The 19,046-nt window shown below is 56.5% G+C and carries 19 protein-coding genes; 3 read left to right on the top strand and 16 right to left on the bottom strand.

All coding sequences use genetic code 11. From position 1 onward, the window contains the following. Positions 1 to 8: 8 nt before the first annotated feature. From G3578_RS12320 to G3578_RS12285, 8 genes are all read right to left on the bottom strand, one after another. Entirely contained in the window at positions 9 to 824 is an 816-nt protein-coding gene (locus G3578_RS12320; RefSeq protein ID WP_346774005.1) for a carbohydrate ABC transporter permease, read from the bottom strand. Next, on the bottom strand, positions 821 to 1,699 hold the full coding sequence (locus tag G3578_RS12315) for a carbohydrate ABC transporter permease (protein ID WP_165213090.1): 879 nt from the start codon (positions 1,697 to 1,699) through the stop codon (positions 821 to 823). The genes G3578_RS12320 and G3578_RS12315 overlap by 4 nt, the downstream gene beginning before the upstream one ends. Positions 1,700 to 1,819: 120 nt before the next feature. Further along, positions 1,820 to 3,136, bottom strand: a complete 1,317-nt coding sequence (locus G3578_RS12310; RefSeq protein ID WP_165213089.1) for an ABC transporter substrate-binding protein — start codon at positions 3,134 to 3,136, stop codon at positions 1,820 to 1,822. A 129-nt stretch (positions 3,137 to 3,265) separates the two neighbouring features. After that, positions 3,266 to 4,819, bottom strand: coding sequence for a gluconokinase (locus G3578_RS12305; RefSeq protein ID WP_165213088.1), 1,554 nt, complete (start codon positions 4,817 to 4,819; stop codon positions 3,266 to 3,268). Between the two features lie 43 nt (positions 4,820 to 4,862). Beyond that, positions 4,863 to 5,735 carry a MurR/RpiR family transcriptional regulator gene (locus tag G3578_RS12300; RefSeq protein ID WP_165213087.1) on the bottom strand — a complete coding sequence of 291 codons (873 nt, stop codon included), beginning with the start codon at positions 5,733 to 5,735 and terminating at the stop codon, positions 4,863 to 4,865. 157 nt (positions 5,736 to 5,892) lie between these two features. Then, positions 5,893 to 6,414: a hypothetical protein gene (locus G3578_RS12295; protein ID WP_165213086.1), complete on the bottom strand. Its 522-nt coding sequence runs from the start codon at positions 6,412 to 6,414 to the stop codon at positions 5,893 to 5,895. A 376-nt stretch (positions 6,415 to 6,790) separates the two neighbouring features. Further along, on the bottom strand, positions 6,791 to 8,503 hold the full coding sequence (locus tag G3578_RS12290; protein ID WP_165213085.1) for a methyl-accepting chemotaxis protein: 1,713 nt from the start codon (positions 8,501 to 8,503) through the stop codon (positions 6,791 to 6,793). 367 nt (positions 8,504 to 8,870) lie between these two features. Continuing rightward, positions 8,871 to 9,617: an MBL fold metallo-hydrolase gene (locus G3578_RS12285; protein WP_165213084.1), complete on the bottom strand. Its 747-nt coding sequence runs from the start codon at positions 9,615 to 9,617 to the stop codon at positions 8,871 to 8,873. A gap of 214 nt (positions 9,618 to 9,831) precedes the next feature. Here G3578_RS12285 and G3578_RS12280 point away from each other — a divergent pair, with 214 nt between their 5' ends. Further along, complete coding sequence (locus G3578_RS12280) at positions 9,832 to 11,070, top strand: MFS transporter (protein ID WP_241254600.1); 1,239 nt, start codon at positions 9,832 to 9,834, stop codon at positions 11,068 to 11,070. On the opposite strand, the gene G3578_RS12275 is transcribed toward G3578_RS12280, so the two are convergent. Then, positions 11,037 to 12,362, bottom strand: coding sequence for a B12-binding domain-containing radical SAM protein (locus G3578_RS12275; RefSeq protein ID WP_206529659.1), 1,326 nt, complete (start codon positions 12,360 to 12,362; stop codon positions 11,037 to 11,039). The two genes, G3578_RS12280 and G3578_RS12275, sit on opposite strands and share 34 nt — an antisense overlap. Positions 12,363 to 12,510: 148 nt before the next feature. Between G3578_RS12275 and G3578_RS12270 the strand changes: the two genes are divergently transcribed. Continuing rightward, positions 12,511 to 13,404 (top strand): NAD(P)-dependent oxidoreductase, encoded by an 894-nt coding sequence (locus G3578_RS12270; RefSeq protein ID WP_165213079.1) that lies wholly within the window; start codon positions 12,511 to 12,513, stop codon positions 13,402 to 13,404. Between the two features lie 13 nt (positions 13,405 to 13,417). Here G3578_RS12270 and G3578_RS12265 read toward each other — a convergent pair whose 3' ends face one another. The 5 genes from G3578_RS12265 to G3578_RS12245 all read right to left on the bottom strand — a co-directional run bounded on the left by G3578_RS12265 (position 13,418) and on the right by G3578_RS12245 (position 16,712). Beyond that, on the bottom strand, positions 13,418 to 13,864 hold the full coding sequence (locus tag G3578_RS12265) for a disulfide oxidoreductase (RefSeq protein WP_165213077.1): 447 nt from the start codon (positions 13,862 to 13,864) through the stop codon (positions 13,418 to 13,420). 2 nt (positions 13,865 to 13,866) lie between these two features. Then, entirely contained in the window at positions 13,867 to 14,574 is a 708-nt protein-coding gene (locus G3578_RS12260) for a DsbA family protein (RefSeq protein ID WP_346774004.1), read from the bottom strand. 59 nt (positions 14,575 to 14,633) lie between these two features. After that, entirely contained in the window at positions 14,634 to 15,263 is a 630-nt protein-coding gene (locus G3578_RS12255) for a TVP38/TMEM64 family protein (RefSeq protein ID WP_165213073.1), read from the bottom strand. A 75-nt stretch (positions 15,264 to 15,338) separates the two neighbouring features. Next, positions 15,339 to 15,989, bottom strand: a complete 651-nt coding sequence (locus G3578_RS12250) for an NUDIX hydrolase (RefSeq protein WP_206529658.1) — start codon at positions 15,987 to 15,989, stop codon at positions 15,339 to 15,341. Positions 15,990 to 16,022: 33 nt separating this feature from the next. Next, on the bottom strand, positions 16,023 to 16,712 hold the full coding sequence (locus tag G3578_RS12245; protein ID WP_165213071.1) for a metal-dependent hydrolase: 690 nt from the start codon (positions 16,710 to 16,712) through the stop codon (positions 16,023 to 16,025). A 271-nt stretch (positions 16,713 to 16,983) separates the two neighbouring features. On the opposite strand from G3578_RS12245, the gene G3578_RS12240 reads away from it, so the two are divergent. After that, on the top strand, positions 16,984 to 18,000 hold the full coding sequence (locus G3578_RS12240; protein WP_165213069.1) for a DUF4855 domain-containing protein: 1,017 nt from the start codon (positions 16,984 to 16,986) through the stop codon (positions 17,998 to 18,000). 66 nt (positions 18,001 to 18,066) lie between these two features. Here G3578_RS12240 and G3578_RS12235 read toward each other — a convergent pair whose 3' ends face one another. Both G3578_RS12235 and G3578_RS12230 read right to left on the bottom strand, forming a co-directional pair. After that, positions 18,067 to 18,654, bottom strand: a complete 588-nt coding sequence (locus G3578_RS12235) for a TetR/AcrR family transcriptional regulator (RefSeq protein WP_165213067.1) — start codon at positions 18,652 to 18,654, stop codon at positions 18,067 to 18,069. A gap of 124 nt (positions 18,655 to 18,778) precedes the next feature. Further along, complete coding sequence (locus G3578_RS12230; protein WP_165213065.1) at positions 18,779 to 19,039, bottom strand: metal-sensitive transcriptional regulator; 261 nt, start codon at positions 19,037 to 19,039, stop codon at positions 18,779 to 18,781. Positions 19,040 to 19,046: the final 7 nt, after the last annotated feature.

The following is a 19,046-nucleotide window of genomic DNA, read 5'->3' as shown; positions in this document are numbered from 1 at the left end:
TCGTAACGCTAGCCTTTCACCGCTCCGCCCGTCAGGCCGGCGATGATGTACCGCTGGGCGACAAGCGCGATGACCAGCACGGGCAGGGTGATAATCACCGATGCCGCCATCAGGCCGCCCCAGTTGATTTCCGAGTAGGAAAGGAAGTTAAAGATGGCAATCGGCAGCGTCTTCGTTTTCTCCCCGGCAAGAATCAGGGAAAACATGAAATTGTTCCACGAAAAGATAAAGGCCAGAATGGATGCGGTGATGATGCCCGGCCAGGAGATGGGCAGCAGGATGCGGAGAAAGGCGCCCGTCGTCGTGCAGCCGTCCACGCGGGCCGATTCCTCCAGCTCATGCGGCAGCCCCTCAAAAAACGGAATCATCACCCAGATGATAAACGGCATGGTGACCAGCATGTGGCTCAGGATGAGCGACGTATAGGTGTCGATCATCTCCAGCTTGGAAAAGATGATGAACCACGGGATCAAAAAGGAGATCCCCGGCACGATCCGGGCAACCAGGATCAACAGGCCCATGCCCTGCTGCTTGTATTTGGCGATGGCATACGCCGCAGGCAGGCCCAAGAGGAGGCCGAGCAGCGTGGAACCCAGCGCCACGATGAAGCTGTTGACGATGAAATCCATGAACGCATACTGCGTAAACACGTTGACGTAGTTGTCAAAGTTCGGCGTGAAGCTGAGCAGGGCGGACGTATTCAGAATCTGCTCCTGCGTCTTGAAAGAGGCCAGAATCATCCACAGAAACGGCATGACAAACAGAAAGAGCGACAGATAGACAAGAAGATGGGTAAAAATCGAAGCTTTTTTTTCCTCATTCACATCGATACACCTGCCTTTTTGCGAACCGCGATCACCAGCACGCTCAAGCCGAGCACGATCGCGAAGAAAATCATCAGCAGGGCGGATGCCTGCCCGATTTTGAAGTACTGGAAGCCCAGCACATAGCCGTAGATGTTGAGCGTTTGCGACGAGGTTCCCGGGCCGCCCTGGGTGGTCGCGTAAATGATGTCAAAGGTTTTCAGCGCATCGATCAGGCGCAGCAGAACGGCGGAGTAGATCGTCGGCTTCAAGAGCGGCAGGGTGATGTTCCAGAAGGTTTGCAGCCTGTTGGCCCCGTCCACGATCGCCGCCTCATACGGATCTTTCGGCAGGGAAACCAGACCTGCCAGCACGATCAGGGCGATCATCGGCGTCCACTCCCAGACATCGATGACAATCAGGGAAGGCATCACCATCTCCGGCGAAGCCAGCCATTCCTGGGGCGCGATCCCGATCGCCTGCAAAAAGATGTTGGCAATCCCGATATTCGGCTCATAGATCAAGATCCAGACAAGGCCCACCGCTACCGGGGTGGCCACCATCGGCAGCAGGAACAGCGTCTTCACCAACCCCTTGCCGACAATGTGCTGATTCATCAGCAGGGCAAGCAGGATGCCGAGCACGGTCTCGATCACGACCGCAACGATGGTAAAGTAAAAGGTAAGCCATAACGCCTGGGTAAACACCTCGTCCTGAAAAAGCGTGAGATAGTTGTCGAGTCCTACCCACAGGGGCGGCGACACGTTGGACATATCCCAATCATGAAAGCTCAGCCACAAGGTGTATCCCACCGGGAAAACCATCATGATGCCGACAAACAGCACTGCCGGCATGGTGTAAATCCACTTGATGTTGCGCTCGATCCAGTTTGTCATGATACCCTCCCTACATCAAAAACTTGGCCGGCGCGGCGACCGTAAAAGAGGAAAGACGGACTCGCCCGCTTTCTGTAGAAGAAATCGCTGCGCGAAAACCGTCTTTACCCCGTTTGTTTGTTATTCTTTGTCCAGGACCGCCTGGAAGTCCTGATTGGATTTCTCCGCCGCCGCCTTGATGTCTTGGCCTTGGATGCCGGCGATGATGGTGTCGCCGATCGCGTCGCGCGCTTTCCCTACGTTGACGATCAGCGGACGGTCATACGGCACGCCGACTGCCCCGTTGGCCTTGATCGCGTCCGCCAGGTCTTTCGGGAACTTGGCGACGCCTTCCGGAGAATCCCAAACCGACTTGAGGGCGCCAGGGATACCGTTCGCCTGCAGCTTGCCCACGATCTCCTTGCTGGTTACCCATTTGATGAACTGCCAAGCCGCATCTTTTTTCTCGGAGTTGGCCCCTACCCCAATCGCCCAGGAGGTGATGTTGTACGGCTTGGAACCGGCCGGACCTGCCGGGAACGGCGCGAACCCTACCTTGTCGGCCACGGACGATTTCGCCGGGTCGGTGGCGTTGGTGAAGAGGGAGGAAGCATCGGTCAGGAAGACGGCTTTTCCTTGCGTAAAGACCCCGAATGCTTCCGGCCAGCTCATGTTCAAGGTTCCCGGCGGGCCGTAATCTTTCAGCATGGTGCTGTAGAATTCAAACGCTTTCAACGCTTCCGGCGTGTTCAGGGTAGCCTTGCCGTCCTTCATGAAGTCGCCGCCGAAGCTGTACAGATAGCTGGAGAATTGGGTGACGGCCGGCGAACGTTTGCCGCGGGAAACGAACCCGTACAACCCTGCGTTCACATCCTGCAGCTTGGCTGCCATCTCCTTCAGCTCATCCAGGGTTTTGGGCGGCTGCAGGCCCGCTTTCTCCAGGATGTCCTTGCGGTAGTAAAGCACTTCCGTTTCGGTAACGAGCGGGATTCCGTACAGGTTGTCCCCATCTTTCACGCTGCCGAGCGCGGACGGGATGATGTCATCGGTCAATCCCTGCTCCTTGCTGACGAAATCATTGAGGCTCGCGAAGTAGCCGTTTTTCTGGAACTGCTTACCGTCCTGCAGCGGACGGAACATCACCACGTCGATGCTTTTGGAGTTGGCCGCAAACTCGACAGAGGTTTTTTGCGTCAGCTGGTCTTCAAAATAGCTGTCCACCTTTACTTTAATCCCTGTGGCCTTCTCAAAATCAGGGAGCAGCGTTTTGACCGCTTCCGTCCACGGATGGTTGGCCGCAACCAGGCGGATGGTTTGTTCCGTTTTGCCTGCCGGCTGTTGAGCGGGAGTCGGAGCCGCCTGATTGCCTCCGCCACAGCCTGCCAGCACAGCGCCGAGTCCGACGATCAGCGAGAGTGCACCGGCTGCCATCTTAAGACGACTGAAACTTTTTTTCATGACAAGGAACCCCCCTTTAAACATCTGCGTTCATCGTTTTTCATGGGTTTGTTGAGAAAATGAGAGCGTTAACAATTTCATTTTATTGCAAGTTTTTTTCAATTACAACTATTTTTGAAGAAAAATTTTTTACATGCGGGTTTGCCCGTTTGTCAGCCGCTGAAAAGAGGCCAGCGCGGCCATTTCCTGAACGGTATGCCGATAGATGAGCTGGTAAATGGCAAACAGTTCCTCGTAGACCGCCTTATGGGCCGCGACCGGCTCCTGCCTGCCGGCAAGCGTGATCAGCCGCCTTCCCTCATCCAGATCGGCAATGGCGCCCACCGCCCAGAGGGCCATGAGGGCGGCGCCGAAGCTGGAGCTCTCATGCGTTTGCGGCACCAGCACGGGGATGCCGAACATGTCGGCCATCATCTGCCGCCACTCGGCGGAACGGGCAAATCCGCCCGAGGCCCGGATCTCCACGGCTTCTCCCGCCAGCTCGCGCAGCACGGCGGCCACATCGTAGACGCCGAACAGAATCCCTTCCAGCACCGCCCGGATAAAATGCTCCCGTCGGTGATGCAGGCCGATGCCGAAAAAGCTGCCGCGCGCGTCGGCATTCCAGTGCGGCGCCCGCTCGCCTGCCAGGAAGGGAAGAAACAGCAATCCTTCCGCTCCCGCCGGCACGGCGGCCGCCTTCTGCACCATCACCTCATACGGATCGATCCCCAGGCTCTGCGCCTGCTCTCTTTCCTCCGCGCTGAATTGGTCGCGGAACCAGCGCAGCATCAAGCCCCCGTTATTCGTGGGACCGCCGATCACCCAGCGGTTATCGGTCAGCACGTAGCAGAACGTGCGTCCCTCCCTGTCGGTCAGCGGCCGGTCGACGACGGCGCGGACGGCACCGCTTGTCCCGATCGTCACGGCGATCTGGCCGGGCTCCACCGCGCCGACGCCAAGATTGGCGAGTACGCCGTCGCTTGCCCCGACGACAAACGGCGTATCGGGAGAAAGCCCGGTGCTGTCCGCCGCTTCCCTGGAGAATCCCCGCAGGATATGCGTGGTCGGCACCGGCTCGCTCAGCTGCCCGCGCCGGATGCCTGCCGTCCGCAGCGCCTCCTCCTCCCAGGCGAGACGGCGGATGTCAAACAGCCCGGTGGCAGAAGCGATGGAATAATCCACCACATAGACGCCAAACATCCGGTGCAGCACATACTCCTTGATCGAGATGAACTTGGCGGCCCGCCGGAAGATATCGGGCGCTTCCTCCCGCATCCAGATCAGCTTGGCGAGCGGGGACATCGGATGGATGGGGGTGCCTGTGCGCAGATAGATCTCTCTGCCGATGCCTTCCCGCTTCAAACGCTCCGCCTGGGCGGAGCTGCGGTTATCCGCCCAGATGATGCTGTTGGTAAGCGGCCTGCCCTCCGCATCGACGGCGATCAGGCTGTGCATCGCCGTGCTGAAGCCGATCGCCGCGATCTCCTCCCGGCGGATTCCCGCTGCTGCAACGGCGTCGCGCAGCGCCTGCAGCACGGCCGCATAGATCACCTCCGGATCCTGCTCCGCCCAGCCGGGGTGCGGTACGGTTATGGGGTAATCTACGCTCCCGCTGCCCTTTACTTCTCCCTGCACGGTGTAAACGACGGCTTTGGTGCTGGTTGTTCCAATATCAAGCCCAATGGCATACGACTGGTTCATCGTCTCTTCATTCCCTTATCCCGTTTCCATATTATGTAAATGTCTACAAACGCTTCAATGAAATCGCTTCCCGGATTTTCCTGATGTTGTTCACCGTCTCTTCCTGACGGCGGAACGACACGGCCACATACAAGAGGTCGATCAGGCTGAGCTGGGCCAGGCGGGAGGACAGCGCCTCCGTACGAAACGCGGTCTCGCGCGAGGTGGTGAACAAACAGTAGTCAGCCAGCTTGACCAGCGGGGATTTGCCGTACCCGGTGATGCCGATGACCGTTGCCCCCGCTTCCTTTGCCACTTTCAACGCTTCCAGGATATCCTTGCTCGAACCGGAATGGGAGAAAGCCACCACCACATCACCCGGCCCCAGCAGCGAGGCGGACATCACCTGGTAGTGCGAATCCGCATGGTGGACAGCGGGGATGCCGATGCGCATGAATTTGTGGTAGGCGTCCTGGGCGATGAGGGCCGATCCGCCCATCCCGTAGAACTCGATCCGCCTTGCTCCGACCAACAGATCGATGATGCGGGCAAGCGTTTCATGATTGGCCTTGGTGATTTGCAGCGTATCCTGCAGGGTCTCGATATCGGTGGTGAAAATTTTTTCCGCCAGCATCGCCATATCATCCTGCGGCTGCACTTCCTGATGGATATTTTGCAGCGGTGCCACCACTTCGCTGGCCAGCGCGATCTTTAACGCCTGATACCCTCGAAAGTTCAGCCTGCGGCAGAGCCGGAAGATGGTGGCCTCCGCGCAATCGCAGAGATCAGACAGCGCCGTGATGGACAGGTGAATGATCTCGCCGGGATGTTCCAGGATGTAATCGGCCACCTGCTGCTCTTTCGCGCTCAGCTGCGGGTACGTTGCACGGATGCGGGCAAATACGCTGATGGGTTTGTGCGATGATCGCTTGCTCATAAGGGAAACACCTGCTTTGTCTGGATACGTTATCTTCATTATAGGAAAGATTTTTACGCTAGTCACCTTAATTAGAGAAAATTTTTTTCGTATCGTCTTCATAGAAAAACTGCCCAATTTGTATGTTGGGCAGTTAGCGCTCCTAACATGGAACCCCTTAAGGGTTTAGAGAATCGAGATTCGTTTTTATTTTTTTGTCTAGTTTCTTTTCAAAATCTTCTAATGGAACAGGAGACAAGTTCGACTCTTCGTTAGACTCATTCAGATGGACGAGTTGGGGTATTACGTTGGTTCCGTTAACATTGTATCGACCGTAACCTTCGCCAGTCATGATCAAAACCTTGCCATATTTTGATCCACCATCCCGTTCTTTCAAAAATAGAATATAGGATTTATTCTCTTCAAGTAGAGGATTGTCAACTACGTCAACATCTGGACTACCTAATTGGTAGAGATATATTTCTTCGGCATCATTGTTATCCGTGTTATTTTTGTAATACTTTTTTACCTTTGCCTGAAATTTTGATATCTGTTCTCCTTCGTCTTCAAAAACATCTACTAATTTAAGTATTTTGACGTGGGCTATAATATTTGATTCAGCCACCAAATCATCAAGAGATCGTGCCTTAGTCGTACCATAAATAATTTCTTTATCTTTTTTTGCTTGTGTGAACTCCACATTAGAATTGTATACCATTGTAAGAACCAGAACGAGAATGCCTATAATTAGTAACCCTTTTTTTATTGGAATCCTCCTCCTTTATAGTGGGTACTTGTACAACAATAATGTGTTCCTAGATATTTCCAATAAGTTCCAGATGTTGTGGAAACAGTATGAGCTTTTGCCACATTTACCATGAAAACCATAAAAACAATATTTAGCAATAGACTACGGAATACTTTCATTTCTTCATCATACGCATGCAAATGACACTTTGTACCAAAACGCCGTTTTTTTTCCACTTCGTTCAACTTTCAAACACACTGTAAAAGAGCAGCAAAAAGCAGCCCCCCTGCCATCAACAGTTGGGCTGCTCCTGCCATTGTGCCGCGCCTTACAGTTTGAACTGCTTCACCAGTTCCTGCAGCTCCCTTGCCATCTCGCGCAGCGATTGGACGGATGAGGAAATCTCGCTGATGAAGCCAAGCTGTTCCTGTGAGGAAGCGACCACGCTCTGGGAGTTTTCCGAGGAGTCGCGGGCGATGCGGGCCATCTCCTCGACGGAGGCCGTCACTTCTTCCGTACCTGCCGACATCTCCTCCGACGCCGCCGATACTTCCTGGATCTGGTCGGCGACCTGCCGGACCGAGCGCATAATCTTCTGGAAAGCTTCCCCCGCTTCCCGCACGACGACGATGCCGGATTCGACGTCCGCATTTCCTTTTTCGATGGCCGATACAACCCGTTCCGTATCCGCCTGAATTTCCTGAATCAGATTGGCGATCTGGTCGGCAGACTGCCTCGACTGTTCGGCCAGCTTGCGCACTTCATCCGCCACAACCGCAAATCCCCTACCGTGCTCGCCGGCTCGTGCCGCTTCAATGGCGGCGTTCAGCGCCAGCAGGTTGGTTTGGGCCGCAATGTCGGAGATGACGCCGACGATCTGCCCGATCTCTTCGGAGCGCGCGCCCAGCTCCTTTACGGCATGGGACGTATGGCTGACCGATGTGCGGATGGAATCCATCTGCTGCACCACTTTTTGCACGATCTCATTCCCTTGGGCCGCCTGCTGGGCCGCTTCTGCCGAGGTTTCGGATACGGCAGACGACGATTCGGCTATGCGCTCGATGCCGACCGCCATCTCGCTCATCGCTTTGACGCTCTCCGCCGCCCCTACCGCCTGTGCCTCGGCGCCGGTGGCCACCTCCTGGATGGATGCGGCGATCTGGTTGGCCACGTGGACGGTTTGTTCCGCACTGGTGGCCAGTTCGCCGGCACGCGCCGACAGATTGTTAGCGCTGTCATTTACTTTCTCTACGACTTCCCGCAGACCGGTCACCATTTTGTTGAAGTCAGCCGTCAGCATGCCGATTTCGTCTTGCGACTGATAGGTGCCTTTCACCCTCAAATCTCCGGTTCCCGCACAGGTCATCTGCTCCTGGATCTCTTTCAGCGGCCTGGTGATCATGCGGGTGATCATGGTTCCGACCAGGACGGAGAAGACGACCGCCAAGAGCGTAATCCCGATCATGATCAGATTGGCGGTGTCGGAAAGGCGCGTGCTTTCCTGATTCAGCTGTTTGGAAGCTTCGATGTTATAGGCAACCAGTTCGTTTAACAGCGTCGTGACACGGGTGCGCATGGCGTACAGATAGCTGACATACTCCTCGTACGCGTCCTTCTGATGGTTTAAATCGGCTTCCTGCTCCACAATCAGCAGTTCGTCGCGATACGCTTTCAAAGCGTTTTTATATTCCGCAAATTTCCGCTGTTCCAACTCATCCAACTGGGACGCTTCGTACTGTTTGATCAGATCGTCCGTTTTCTTTGACATCTCGGTGATGCCCTTTTTGAGCGTTTCTTTCTGTGCGCTGTCTTCGGTAACGATCAGTTCCAGTACGTATGATTCGATCTCGCCGCGGTAAGAACGGATATCATTAAGCCACTGGATGGAGAGCAGCTTGTCTTGATACATCTCTTCCGAATTGGCCCTGATCTTGCTCAAGTTCACATAACCTGTGATACCCACCGCCAGCATGAATGCGACTACAACAATCTGCAACACCATGATTTTGGTTGATATCTTGCAGTTGCGCAGAAATTGCATAAACGCCCCCCCTTGGATAAGTTGCCTGCATGGATGTCTGTCTACCAATGATAAACATGCCTGTCCAAGTTCTGTCAATATCCTCCTCATTCAAGCAATTTTCGCTATTGACTGTTCGCAAAAACTCCGCCGACTTTAGCGAACGCTCCACTCACTCGGCGATAGCTATCGCTCTACCCACTCGGCGATAGCTATCGCTGTGCCGAGTGGGGTCCCTCTCTGTGCCGGGTGGGGTCCCTTGCTGGTGTCGGCGGGGGCCCCCAACCTTTCTTAGTCACTTAAGCGCTATTAAAGAGCTTTCCTAAATACCGTGGCAAAACCCGCTGCTGCCGGGTCGGCAGGAGCGGGCCGGATTTATCGCGGACCTTTACAGCGTCAATGATTCAAAAGGTTTCAGCACAACCGGCGTGATGCCGCGCAGGCGGGCTCCCTCCTCCAGGCGTCCCAGCGCATCCGGGGTCTCCATGTACTGCGGGGGAGCGTGAAAAGCGCCGAAATGAATGGGTATCAACCGTTGGGCCCCAAGCACGGCGGCGGCGGAGACGGCCTGTTCGGGGGTGAGGCAGATGGGCTGGCCGCTCGGGGTGAGGTCAGGATCGGCGATGACCGCCCCATTGATCGGCAGACAGGCGGCATCGAACGGCCCGAACGCCTTGGCGATCTGCCACCAGTAGCCATGCCACAGCGTATCTCCGCAGTGGATCATCGTTTTCCCGTTCCCCTGTACAACCCACGCGACCTGCGGATCCCCCAGGCCATCCACCGAATGGGTGGCGGTGATGGCAAAGGGACCGACGGTAAAGGTCTGATGAAGCGCAGCACCGATCAGCCGGGGCAATTGCGACTGCTCCTTCGCTGTGGGCAGCGCTTCGAGCGGCACGTAGACCGGAACGTCCTTCCCCCAAAACGCAGCGATCGCCCGATGATCAAAATGATCGCTGTGCGTATGGGTAACCAGCACAGCGTCAACCGTTCCCAGCCTCCCCAGCGGCACGAACGACTCGTGCGCCTTGCCGAAAAACGCTTCATTGTAGTAATAGAGCGGATCGATCAGCAGCTTGTGCCCATCCGCTTCCACCATGATCCCTGCCCAGGGCAAGCGGTGAATAATCATATCCTCATTTCTCCCGTTATAACCTTTTATTATTTTTTAATGGTTATATCTTACAAAGTCGCCAGGAAGTTGTAAATAAAACATCGTCATTCCAGCCAAACCGCCTGCCCGGACAGTTCCCGCCATGAGACGAAGGCAGCGCTGGCAGGAAATGATTCGACATCCTGTGAAATTGGTGTATAGTGAAAGGAAAATTGATGCAACGGAGGTATCCATGAACGAGGTATCAAACAGACGGCAGGTGACGATCATCGCCTTGATCACCGCCGTCTGTCTCCTGGGCGACTCTTTTCTCTACATCGCCCTTCCCACGCACTGGCGGGAGCTTGGCCTGCAGTCTCCGCTCCAGGTCGGCATCCTGCTGTCGGCCAATCGCTTTGTCCGCCTGCCGCTGAACCCGCTGATCGGCTGGCTGTACCAAAAAATCAGCCGGCGGAGCGGCATTGTCATGGCGGTGGTCCTTGCCATCGCCACAACCGCATCCTATGGGCTGCTGCAGGGCTTTTGGCCGCTGCTTGCGATGCGCTGCCTGTGGGGGGCGGCCTGGACGTTTTTGCGCCTGGGCGCATTTTTTACCATTCTGGATGTGACCCATGATCAGAACCGGGGGGTTTACCTGGGCAGATACAACGGGCTGTATCGATTGGGCAGTCTGGTCGGCATGCTGGCCGGGGGATTGTTGGCCGATCAGGTCGGGTTTTCCGCTGCTGCCGTCCTGTTCGCGGCGATGGCTGTTCCGGCGCTTCCCGTCGTGCTGCGCATCGTGCCGGCCAACAAGACGGAGAAGACAATAGGGTCAGCGGCGGACACCCCCGCTGTCTGGAGAGAGCCGAGCGTGCTGTGGTCCCTTTTGGCCGGTCTGCTTGTCGCCATGCTGTACCAGGGGGTTTTTACATCGACGCTCAGTTATGTGATCGACAGCCGGGAGATCGTGCTTACTGCGGCAGGTACGGCGATCGGGGCGGCGACGCTGGCGGGCATCCTGCAGGCGATCCGGTGGGGCTGGGAACCGTGGCTTGCTCCCCTGTTCGGCAAGCTGTCGGACGGCAGGCACGGGCGCCGTTCGATCTTCGTCCTGTCGCTTCTGCTCGCCTGCTGCCTGTTCGCCCTGATCCCGATGCCGCTTCCGACCGGGGTCTGGCTGGCGGTCCTGCTTGCCGTCCAGGTCACCTCCACCGCCCTGACCACCGTGACGGATGCCCTGGCATCCGATGCCGCCGTCCGCTCCTCCAAGGCCAAGGTGATGACCGCTTACTCGGTCGCCACGGACCTGGGGGCAGCCCTCGGTCCGCTATTGGCGTATTTCATCGCCGGCAAGTGGGGGCTGGCCGACCTGTACTGGGGCAGCGCCTTCCTGCTGCTGCTTCTGGCGCTGCGGTGGGGAATGGTGAAGATGGAAAAGGCGGAATGTCCCAGCGTTCAGCGGGACGCCGGCGGAAGCTCCGGATTGTAGCCCACGCGGCCAAAATTGCGCAGCGCCAGGTGATAGCCCAGGTTGCGGATGATATTCCACCACAGGCCTGTGCGCGACTTCCACATCCGCTCCACAATCGAGGGGATGGCATAAAATTGCCGGGCCGCCCACTCCATTCCCATCAGCAGCTCCTCCGGGGACATCAGGGCGGGTTGAAAAACGACATCCTTCTTGCCGTTATACTTGGACCAATCGCGTGTCAGGATGCGCCCCTCCGCATCCAGCTTGCGAAACAGCGGCGTATTGGGAAACGGGATCAAGACGCTGATGGTGGCCGAATCCAGGCCGATCTCCCGATAAAACTCCACCGTCCGCCGAAAAATGGAGCGGTCGTCATGGTCAAAGCCGAAGACCGTTCCGGCTTGCACCGCGATGCCGTAATAATGGAAGCGGCGGATGATCTCTCGATACTGCTCCGTCTGATTGTGCTGCTTGTTGGCGGCGTTCAGGCTGTTTTGCGAAATCGTTTCCAATCCCAGAAACAAGGCTTTGCAACCGCTGCGGGCGGCCAGTTCCATAAACTCGTCGTCAAAGGCCACGTCAGCGGTGGCCTGGCTGGTCCACCACCGTTTGAAGGGGGCGATGGCCCGAAACAGCTCCTTGGCGTACGCCCGGTTCGCTCCGATGTTGTCGTCCCAGAAGATCAGCGCTTTACCCGGCATATGGCGCAGCTCCTCCACGATCTGCGGGATGGGCCGATAGCGCATCCGCCGCTGGTACATCTGGGGGATCGTACAGTACTCACAGGCAAACGGACAGCCGCGCGTGGCGATCGTCACCCCTTTGCCGTATACTCTCCCCTTGATCAGATCCCAGCGCGGATGCGGCATGTTCTGCAGGTCGGGCAGCTCGCAGGAACGGTAAACCGGCTGCAGTTCTCCCGCCTCAAAATCGGCGAGAAGCTTGGGCCAAACCAACTCTCCCTCCCCTACCACGACGGCGTCGGCATGCTGCCGCACTTCTTCGGGGAGCAGGGTGGCATGCGGGCCGCCGATGACGACTTTGACGCCCCGTTTCCGGAATTCGGCTGCCAGTTGATAGGCATGTGGCGCTGCCGGGGTGTTGGCGGTAATCCCCACCAGGTCCACTTTCTTGTTGAAATCAACCTTCTGCACGATCTCGTCGGTATGGGACACCTCCCAATGAGCGGGGGTATACGCAGCCAGAAGCGGCATGGTCAGCTGCGGGAAACGGATGATGCGCCGGTAGCGCACGTAGCGGGAAGCGGCCGATTCTGCCGTGATCAATTCGACTTTGTACCTTTTCTCCACGGTATCCTCCATCATCCAAATCAGAAAAAAGTTAGCATCCCTATTATTGCATGTTCCCTCCGAAAAATTCTATAATTCACTTGATTCCAACTGTTTTGTACGCAACCGACACCTTTTCTTTTTTTCATTCGGACAAGGAGGAGATCGTATGACAATCACCAAGGAGAACACGGTCATCGGCTTTATCGGCACGGGTGTCATGGGGAAAAGCATGGCCGGCCATCTGTTGAAGGCGGGGTATCCCGTGCTGGTGTATAACCGGACGAAATCCCGGGCCGACGAACTCATACGGGACGGGGCCGTCTGGAAAGAGACCGTGGCCGAGCTGGCCGCCGGGGCCCATGTGATCATCACCATGGTCGGCTATCCGCATGATGTGGAGGAAGTGTATCTGGGGCCGCAGGGAATCCTGGCTCATGCCCAGGCCGGCAGCTATGTGATCGACATGACCACGTCCACTCCGTCCTTGGCCCGACGCATCCACGAAACCGCTCGCGCAAAAGGAATCCATGCGCTCGACGCGCCCGTCTCCGGCGGCGACATCGGCGCAAGGGAGGCCCGCCTGGCGATCATGGTCGGCGGGGATCAGGAAGCTTTTGAAGCGGTCAAACCGATTCTGGAAATCATGGGCAAAAATATCGTCCTGCAGGGAGGCCCGGGGGCCGGCCAGCATACCAAGATGTGCAACCAGATCGCCATCGCCTCCAATATGATCGGGGTATGCGAAGCGATGGTGTATGCCAAGCACGCGGGGCTTGATCCCGCAACGGTCCTGAAAAGCATCGAAACGGGAGCGGCAGGCAGCTGGTCGCTGAGCAATCTGGCTCCGCGCATGATCGCGGGCAACTTCGAGCCGGGTTTCTATGTCAAACACTTTATCAAAGACATGGGCATCGCACTGGAAGCGGCCGAAGAGATGGGCTTGATGACCCCCGGCCTGAAACTGGCGAAATCCCTGTACGACGAGCTGGCGGCCATGGGGGAAGAAAACAGCGGCACGCATGTGCTCTACAAGCTGTTGGACGGAAAAGTGCGCGCATAGACGGCGCTCACGATCACGCCTGCCATCTTTCACCCCGGTCCCGCCCCATCCACAGGAACGCGGCGATCAGGAGGAACGCGATCAAGGCCAACAGCGGGATGGTGACAAAGCCCAGCCAGTTGAGGTAATCCTGGCTGCAGGGCACACCTGCGGTGCACGGCAGCAGGCTGGCGAATCCCGGAATCTTCTGCTCCGCATAATGATAGAGTGAGATGCTCCCTCCGACGATGTTGATCGGCAGCAGATAGGGAATGATGCCCCTGTCGTTACGATAGCTTGCGATGCCGAGGAGAATGGCCTGCGGATACATGAAGATCCGCTGAAACCAGCAGAGCTTGCAGGGGATGAAGCCCAGAACTTCGCTGAAATAGAGGCTGCCCGCAACGGCCGCGAGCGACACCACCCAGGCGAAATACAGGGCATACTGATTGCAAAATGCGAGGAACCGCCTGCCCGCCATGGCTACTGTTCACCCTTCCGCGCGGCTTCAATCGCTTCTTTCAGCGCCTCGTAATCAAAGACATTTTCAAACTTGCTGCCGTTGATAAACAGCGCGGGCGTCCCCGCCACACCGTTGTTCTCGGCGGATGCATACTGCCCTTTTACCTCGTCTTGATAGGTTTTTGCCACGATATCCTGATGCAATTTGTCGAGATCCACCGGCAGTTGTATCTTCCGGGCCAGCTCTGTCAGGAATTCGGGAGTGGCCCACTCCTCATTTTCGTTTCCCTGATGCTGATAGAGGGCGTCATAAAACTGCCAAAACGCTTCATTGCTTTGATGGAAGACGGCTTGGCCCGCCAATGCGGCCGTCACCGAGTCAGGCCCGATAATGGTGTAATTCATGTAGTAGAAAGAGACGATGCCTTTGTCGATGTACTCTTTCATCAGCCGCGGTTTGATTTCCTGGCTGAAATATTGGCAGGAAGGACATTTAAAATCGCCGAACTCCACGATTTTCACGGGAGCCTTCGGATCTCCGAGTACCGGGAGCTTGTCGTAGGCGAATGGGGCCGGAGACGATGATGGCTGAAGCAGCAGCACGAGTGCAATCAGCACGACAAGAGCGGCTGCCGTGATCCACACCAGCCGCTGCATCTGTTTCTGCTGCCTTTCCTGCTTGGTTTTGCCCTGGTTCTTCCCTTTGGTTTTTGGCGCGTTTTTCCCCACCGCTTCTTCCCCTCTCTCCATTCAACTTTCTTGCAGTGTACAGCCAAACTGCCCGAAGATCAACTCTCCCGCTTCCGCATCCGCCTTGTCCACTCCCGGTAGACATAGAAAACGAGCGCCAGAAAGAGCAGGTAGATCACAATCACCACAGGGAGGCTGCCCCGATCGACAAACAGCTTCTCCCCGATGATGGCGAAAACGATCATCACCGGAATTTTGCCCAAAATCGTCGCCATGATGTAGGGAAACGCCCTGATCCGGCTGAAGGCGGAGTAGAGGTTGAGCGCCACGGCCGGAATGATGGGGATCAACCGGCCGATCAGCACGGAAAAAAACGGGTGGCGTTCAAACAGCCGGGTAAATTGATCGAGGCGCCGATAGCGGCTGAGGTAGGCCCTCCCCTGCTCGGCAAACACATACCGCACCAGGAAAAAGACGAGGATGGAGGCCACGGCGGAACCGGTGACATTAATCAATCCCCCGATCAGGGGACCGTACTTGGACCCCATCGCCCCGGCCACCACCCCGTAGGGAACAACGGGAAACAGCGCCAGAAAGACCGCCAGCAGCATCATCACGGGGATTTGAGAAGTCTCGCCGCGCTGCAGCCATGCCAGCAGAGGCTCTTTGTAAAGTATGGCAAGGATCGTGACGATCACGTACGCGACGAGCAGCGCCCACTTCCGCATGCTTATCCTTTTCCTTCCTTTCCTTCCAATTGAAGAAAAACTCCCCGCGTTCCTCTACGGGGAGTTCTCTGCCAGTCAGCCTCTCACCACATCCAGGAAATGATTCAGAATCCGCGCCGTCAACCCCCAGATCACCCGCCCGTCAATCTCATAAAAGTATTGCGGGAGCGTCCCGATCCGCCAGGCATATTCCCGGCCGTTCGGAATGAGATGAAAAGGGAAATCCGGGAGCGGCTCCACTTTCACCAGCGTCTCGTAACAGTCCGGATCAATGGCCAGGAGCCGTTCCAGCTCGATGCAGAAATACTCCTCCACCTCATCCGGATTGGGGTGAATCCGCTCGGGCATCGCCAGCTGGCCGACGAACGGATAGACGATCATCTGGGACGGCGCCACCAGAATGTCCAGATCGCCCAGATAGCGGATCGACTCCGGCGGCACCTGCAGTTCTTCCGTGGTTTCACGCAGGGCCGTGTGCCATTCCGTCTCGTCCGAGGTCTCCCAGTGGCCGCCGGGAAAACAGATTTCCCCCGCCTGCCTACGCAGGACGGCTGCCCGTTTGGTAAACAGGACAGCCGTATGGCCCTGGGGGGTCTCGACGAGAGGAACCAGCACCGCATGTTTCTTCAAGCGCTGTTCTCCCAGCAGCCCGCGCTTGTACGCTTTCATCTTTTCGCCGATCTGAGGGAGCGTCCGGCTCTCTCCTGGTTTTCGTCTTTCCGCCATAGAAGCAACATCACGTCCCTTGCGTCCGCCGGTTTACAGCGTAATGGTCTCTCCCGGTTTCATCACGATGCCGCCGATGCCTTTCTCCGCCAGCTTGGCCGCAAAGGCTTCCCCGTCCTGTTTGATCGGCGGGAATGTATTGTAGTGGATCGGCACCACCTGCTTGGCTCCCAGCCACTCGGCCGCCACCAGCGCATCCTCCGGACCCATGGTGAAGTGATCGCCAATCGGCAGGAAAGCAAGGTCGATCCGGTTGCGTTCGCCGATCAACTTCATATCGCCGAAAAGGCCCGTGTCTCCGGCATGGTAAAGGGTTTTGCCCCCCGTCTCGATCAGAAAACCGCCCGGCATGCCCAGATAGACGATTTTCTGTTGATCGCTGAAATCAATGGAAGAGCTGTGAAACGCATGGGTCATCTTGACCCGTCCGAATTCCAGGGCAACGGAGCCGCCCAGATTGATGCCCACGGCCTTGGCCCCCTGCCACTCCATATACGTGGCCAGTTCGTACGTCGCGATGATGGTCGCGTCATTGCGCTTGGCAATCTCCGCGGCATCGGCGATATGGTCACCGTGACCATGCGTCAACAGCACGTATTGGACGCGGACATCCTCCGCCTTCGTGACCGCGACGGGATTGCCGCTGAGAAACGGATCGATAATGAACGAGATGCCATTGTTGGTAATCTGCACGCAGGAGTGACCATGATAAAGAATTTCCATACGCCAAGCTCCTTTCCGTTTGGGATCGCTATCTTCTCTATCCATTATAGGTGGAAAATCCCCCCATGTCATCTCGGGGAGCCCATTGGGGCGAGCGTTGTCGGGAGAGCGTTCGATTGTCAGCAAGGGAGGCGCACATTTTCTTGTTCCAGCAGCGAAACAGCCCGTTCGATCACCTGCGGAAAATGGTTGCTCAGCCATAAAGCGGGTTGCGCCTGTCTGACATATGCTGTACAGGAAACGGAATACATCCAGAAAGGCGTGATGACAAATGACCCAGACCTCGACCCTTGGCTACTTACACCCGACCGCTTACAACCTGCGCAATCATGTCTGCGTACTTCCCTGCGGCGGTTTTACGGATGGCGCTCCTTCCGTATGGTCGATGCGGGATTTGCGCCCCTATGTCTCCTATCTTCTCGACGGCAGGGAAACCGATTCGCTGTTCAACGGGTTCGTTTTTACCTGTATCAGCACCACACAGCATCAGTACCTCTATCCGTATTACGAGCATTTTGGCCAACCTGCCACGAGCCTGGCTTGGCTCCAATGGATCGACGATTTGTTTACCCCCAACTGCAACCTGGCCGCCTTGTACTGGCTGACGAATTGGAATCAGCCGGTGGATGTCTGGGTGTCGCTCCCCTATCCCAACCCGTCCCAGAGCGATTTTGGCCTCGTCAACGGCATGGCGCTGACATTCAAGAGGGATGAGGATCGGTACCAGGCGGTGGCCTGGTGGATCGACCGGTTCGTGGAGCGGTGGGAAAAAGAGAAATGGCTGGCAGGCCGGCTCACGTTCCGGGGGTTTCTATGGCAGCCGGAAGGAATAAAAGGTGACGATACAGAGCTTGTGAAACGGATCACCCGCCATATCAGGGAGAAAGGCTTTCTCAGCATCTGGCTCCCCAACTACGGAGCAAACGGCGTGCCGGATTATCAAGCGTTGGGCTTCGACGTCACGGCGATCAATCCCAACTATTACGGCAACACCCCCTATGGCGTTGATTGGATCCAACACGCTTCCACCTTTGCAAAGGTGGTGCATACGGGCATGCAGATTATTTTTGGCAAAGGGATGATTTACAACGACACCCACCATCTGGATTATTTCAATTTCGGCCTGCCGGAGCGATGCGGCTATATGACGGAATCGTTTCTCGTCTACCAGTTTCCCAACCAGTCGCTGCACACCATCTATGAAACAAGGCCGTTGGAGTATCAGCGCCTCTATACCTTTACCAAGGGGCTCCATACGATGGTCGCCTATGCGGGAATGTCATACTGACCGAGGGGAACGGCATGACGCGTTTTGGGCCGGCATGAGAAAAAGGAGGGAACCTCCTTTTTTTCGTTATTGGCCCTGCAGCATCTGCTGCATCAATTCCTGAAACGCATCCAGGCCAAAGTCGGTTGACGCCGGCTCGATCATGCTGCGCATCCGAAACCCATACGTGATCAGGACAAAGAGTTCGGCAGCACGGCGCGCATCCAGCCCGGCGGAAATGACGCCTTCCCGCTGCCCGGTGCGGATCCAGTTGACCGCCATCTCGACCGCTTGGGCATACAGGTCCTGCAGCATCTGTTTGATCGCAGGCAGTTCTTGCTGACTTAACAAATAAACGAAAATCTGGTTGCTGACGTCTTTCTTGTCCAGTATACGCACGAGCCCGTCGGAAATGGTTTGCAAGGGGGGCAGCAGCGCTTTGCCCCCTGCCTCGGCCGCTTGAAAAAAGCGGCGGTTAGCTTCTTCCATCTTCGTTTTCAAGATGAGGCCATACAATTCATCCTTGCTTTTCACATAATGATAAATGGCTCCCTTGGAGAGGCCGGTACGGTCCATGATGTCCTGCAGGGTCGTACGGCGGCAGCCTTTCTCACGCACCAATTCTTCGGTAGCGGCTATCATCGCCTGAAAAGTGGGGGAATGCTCTTGCGGCATCGTCTACTCACCTCATCCAGCACCGACTGATGGTCGATTTTCTTTTTTCATCATACAGACCGCCAGTCGGTTTGTCAACAAAACAGAGGCGAAGCATGGACGCTTCGTTCTGCCGGTTATCTTTTTATCTGCTTTTGACAAGAAGCTCGACCGCTTCCTTGATGACCTGCTCCGGATTATTTCCTTTGGAGAGCTCTTCCCGGATGCAGTTTTCCAGATTGATGCCGACCACCAGGCCCGTGACACGGTCGACGGCGCTTCGGATCGCCGCCAGCTGTGTGACCACTTCCCGACACTCTTTCTTCTCCTCCATCATGGCAAGCACGCCCCGGATCTGCCCTTCGATGCGGCGGAGCCGGTTTTTCATATCAGCCGTGTATTCCATCGGATAC

The sequence above is a fragment of the Brevibacillus sp. SYP-B805 genome (assembly GCF_011059135.1).
Classification (GTDB): Bacteria; Bacillota; Bacilli; order Brevibacillales; family Brevibacillaceae; genus Brevibacillus_F.
This window is presented reverse-complemented; position numbering and strand designations above follow the sequence as displayed.

Excerpts from the sequence above, each read along its gene's own strand:
- G3578_RS12280 (WP_241254600.1), top strand. The coding sequence starts at position 9,832 with ATGAACGAGGTATCAAACAGACGGCAGGTGACGATCATCGCCTTGATC.
- G3578_RS12230 (WP_165213065.1), bottom strand. The coding sequence starts at position 19,039 with ATGGAATACACGGCTGATATGAAAAACCGGCTCCGCCGCATCGAAGGG.
- G3578_RS12315 (WP_165213090.1), bottom strand. The coding sequence starts at position 1,699 with ATGACAAACTGGATCGAGCGCAACATCAAGTGGATTTACACCATGCCG.
- G3578_RS12300 (WP_165213087.1), bottom strand. The coding sequence starts at position 5,735 with ATGAGCAAGCGATCATCGCACAAACCCATCAGCGTATTTGCCCGCATC.
- G3578_RS12265 (WP_165213077.1), bottom strand. The coding sequence starts at position 13,864 with ATGGCGGGCAGGCGGTTCCTCGCATTTTGCAATCAGTATGCCCTGTAT.
- G3578_RS12305 (WP_165213088.1), bottom strand. The coding sequence starts at position 4,819 with ATGAACCAGTCGTATGCCATTGGGCTTGATATTGGAACAACCAGCACC.
- G3578_RS12290 (WP_165213085.1), bottom strand. The coding sequence starts at position 8,503 with ATGCAATTTCTGCGCAACTGCAAGATATCAACCAAAATCATGGTGTTG.
- G3578_RS12240 (WP_165213069.1), top strand. The coding sequence starts at position 16,984 with ATGACCCAGACCTCGACCCTTGGCTACTTACACCCGACCGCTTACAAC.
- G3578_RS12270 (WP_165213079.1), top strand. The coding sequence starts at position 12,511 with ATGACAATCACCAAGGAGAACACGGTCATCGGCTTTATCGGCACGGGT.
- G3578_RS12310 (WP_165213089.1), bottom strand. The coding sequence starts at position 3,136 with ATGAAAAAAAGTTTCAGTCGTCTTAAGATGGCAGCCGGTGCACTCTCG.
- G3578_RS12255 (WP_165213073.1), bottom strand. The coding sequence starts at position 15,263 with ATGCGGAAGTGGGCGCTGCTCGTCGCGTACGTGATCGTCACGATCCTT.
- G3578_RS12235 (WP_165213067.1), bottom strand. The coding sequence starts at position 18,654 with ATGCCGCAAGAGCATTCCCCCACTTTTCAGGCGATGATAGCCGCTACC.
- G3578_RS12245 (WP_165213071.1), bottom strand. The coding sequence starts at position 16,712 with ATGGAAATTCTTTATCATGGTCACTCCTGCGTGCAGATTACCAACAAT.
- G3578_RS12285 (WP_165213084.1), bottom strand. The coding sequence starts at position 9,617 with ATGATTATTCACCGCTTGCCCTGGGCAGGGATCATGGTGGAAGCGGAT.
- G3578_RS12250 (WP_206529658.1), bottom strand. The coding sequence starts at position 15,989 with ATGGCGGAAAGACGAAAACCAGGAGAGAGCCGGACGCTCCCTCAGATC.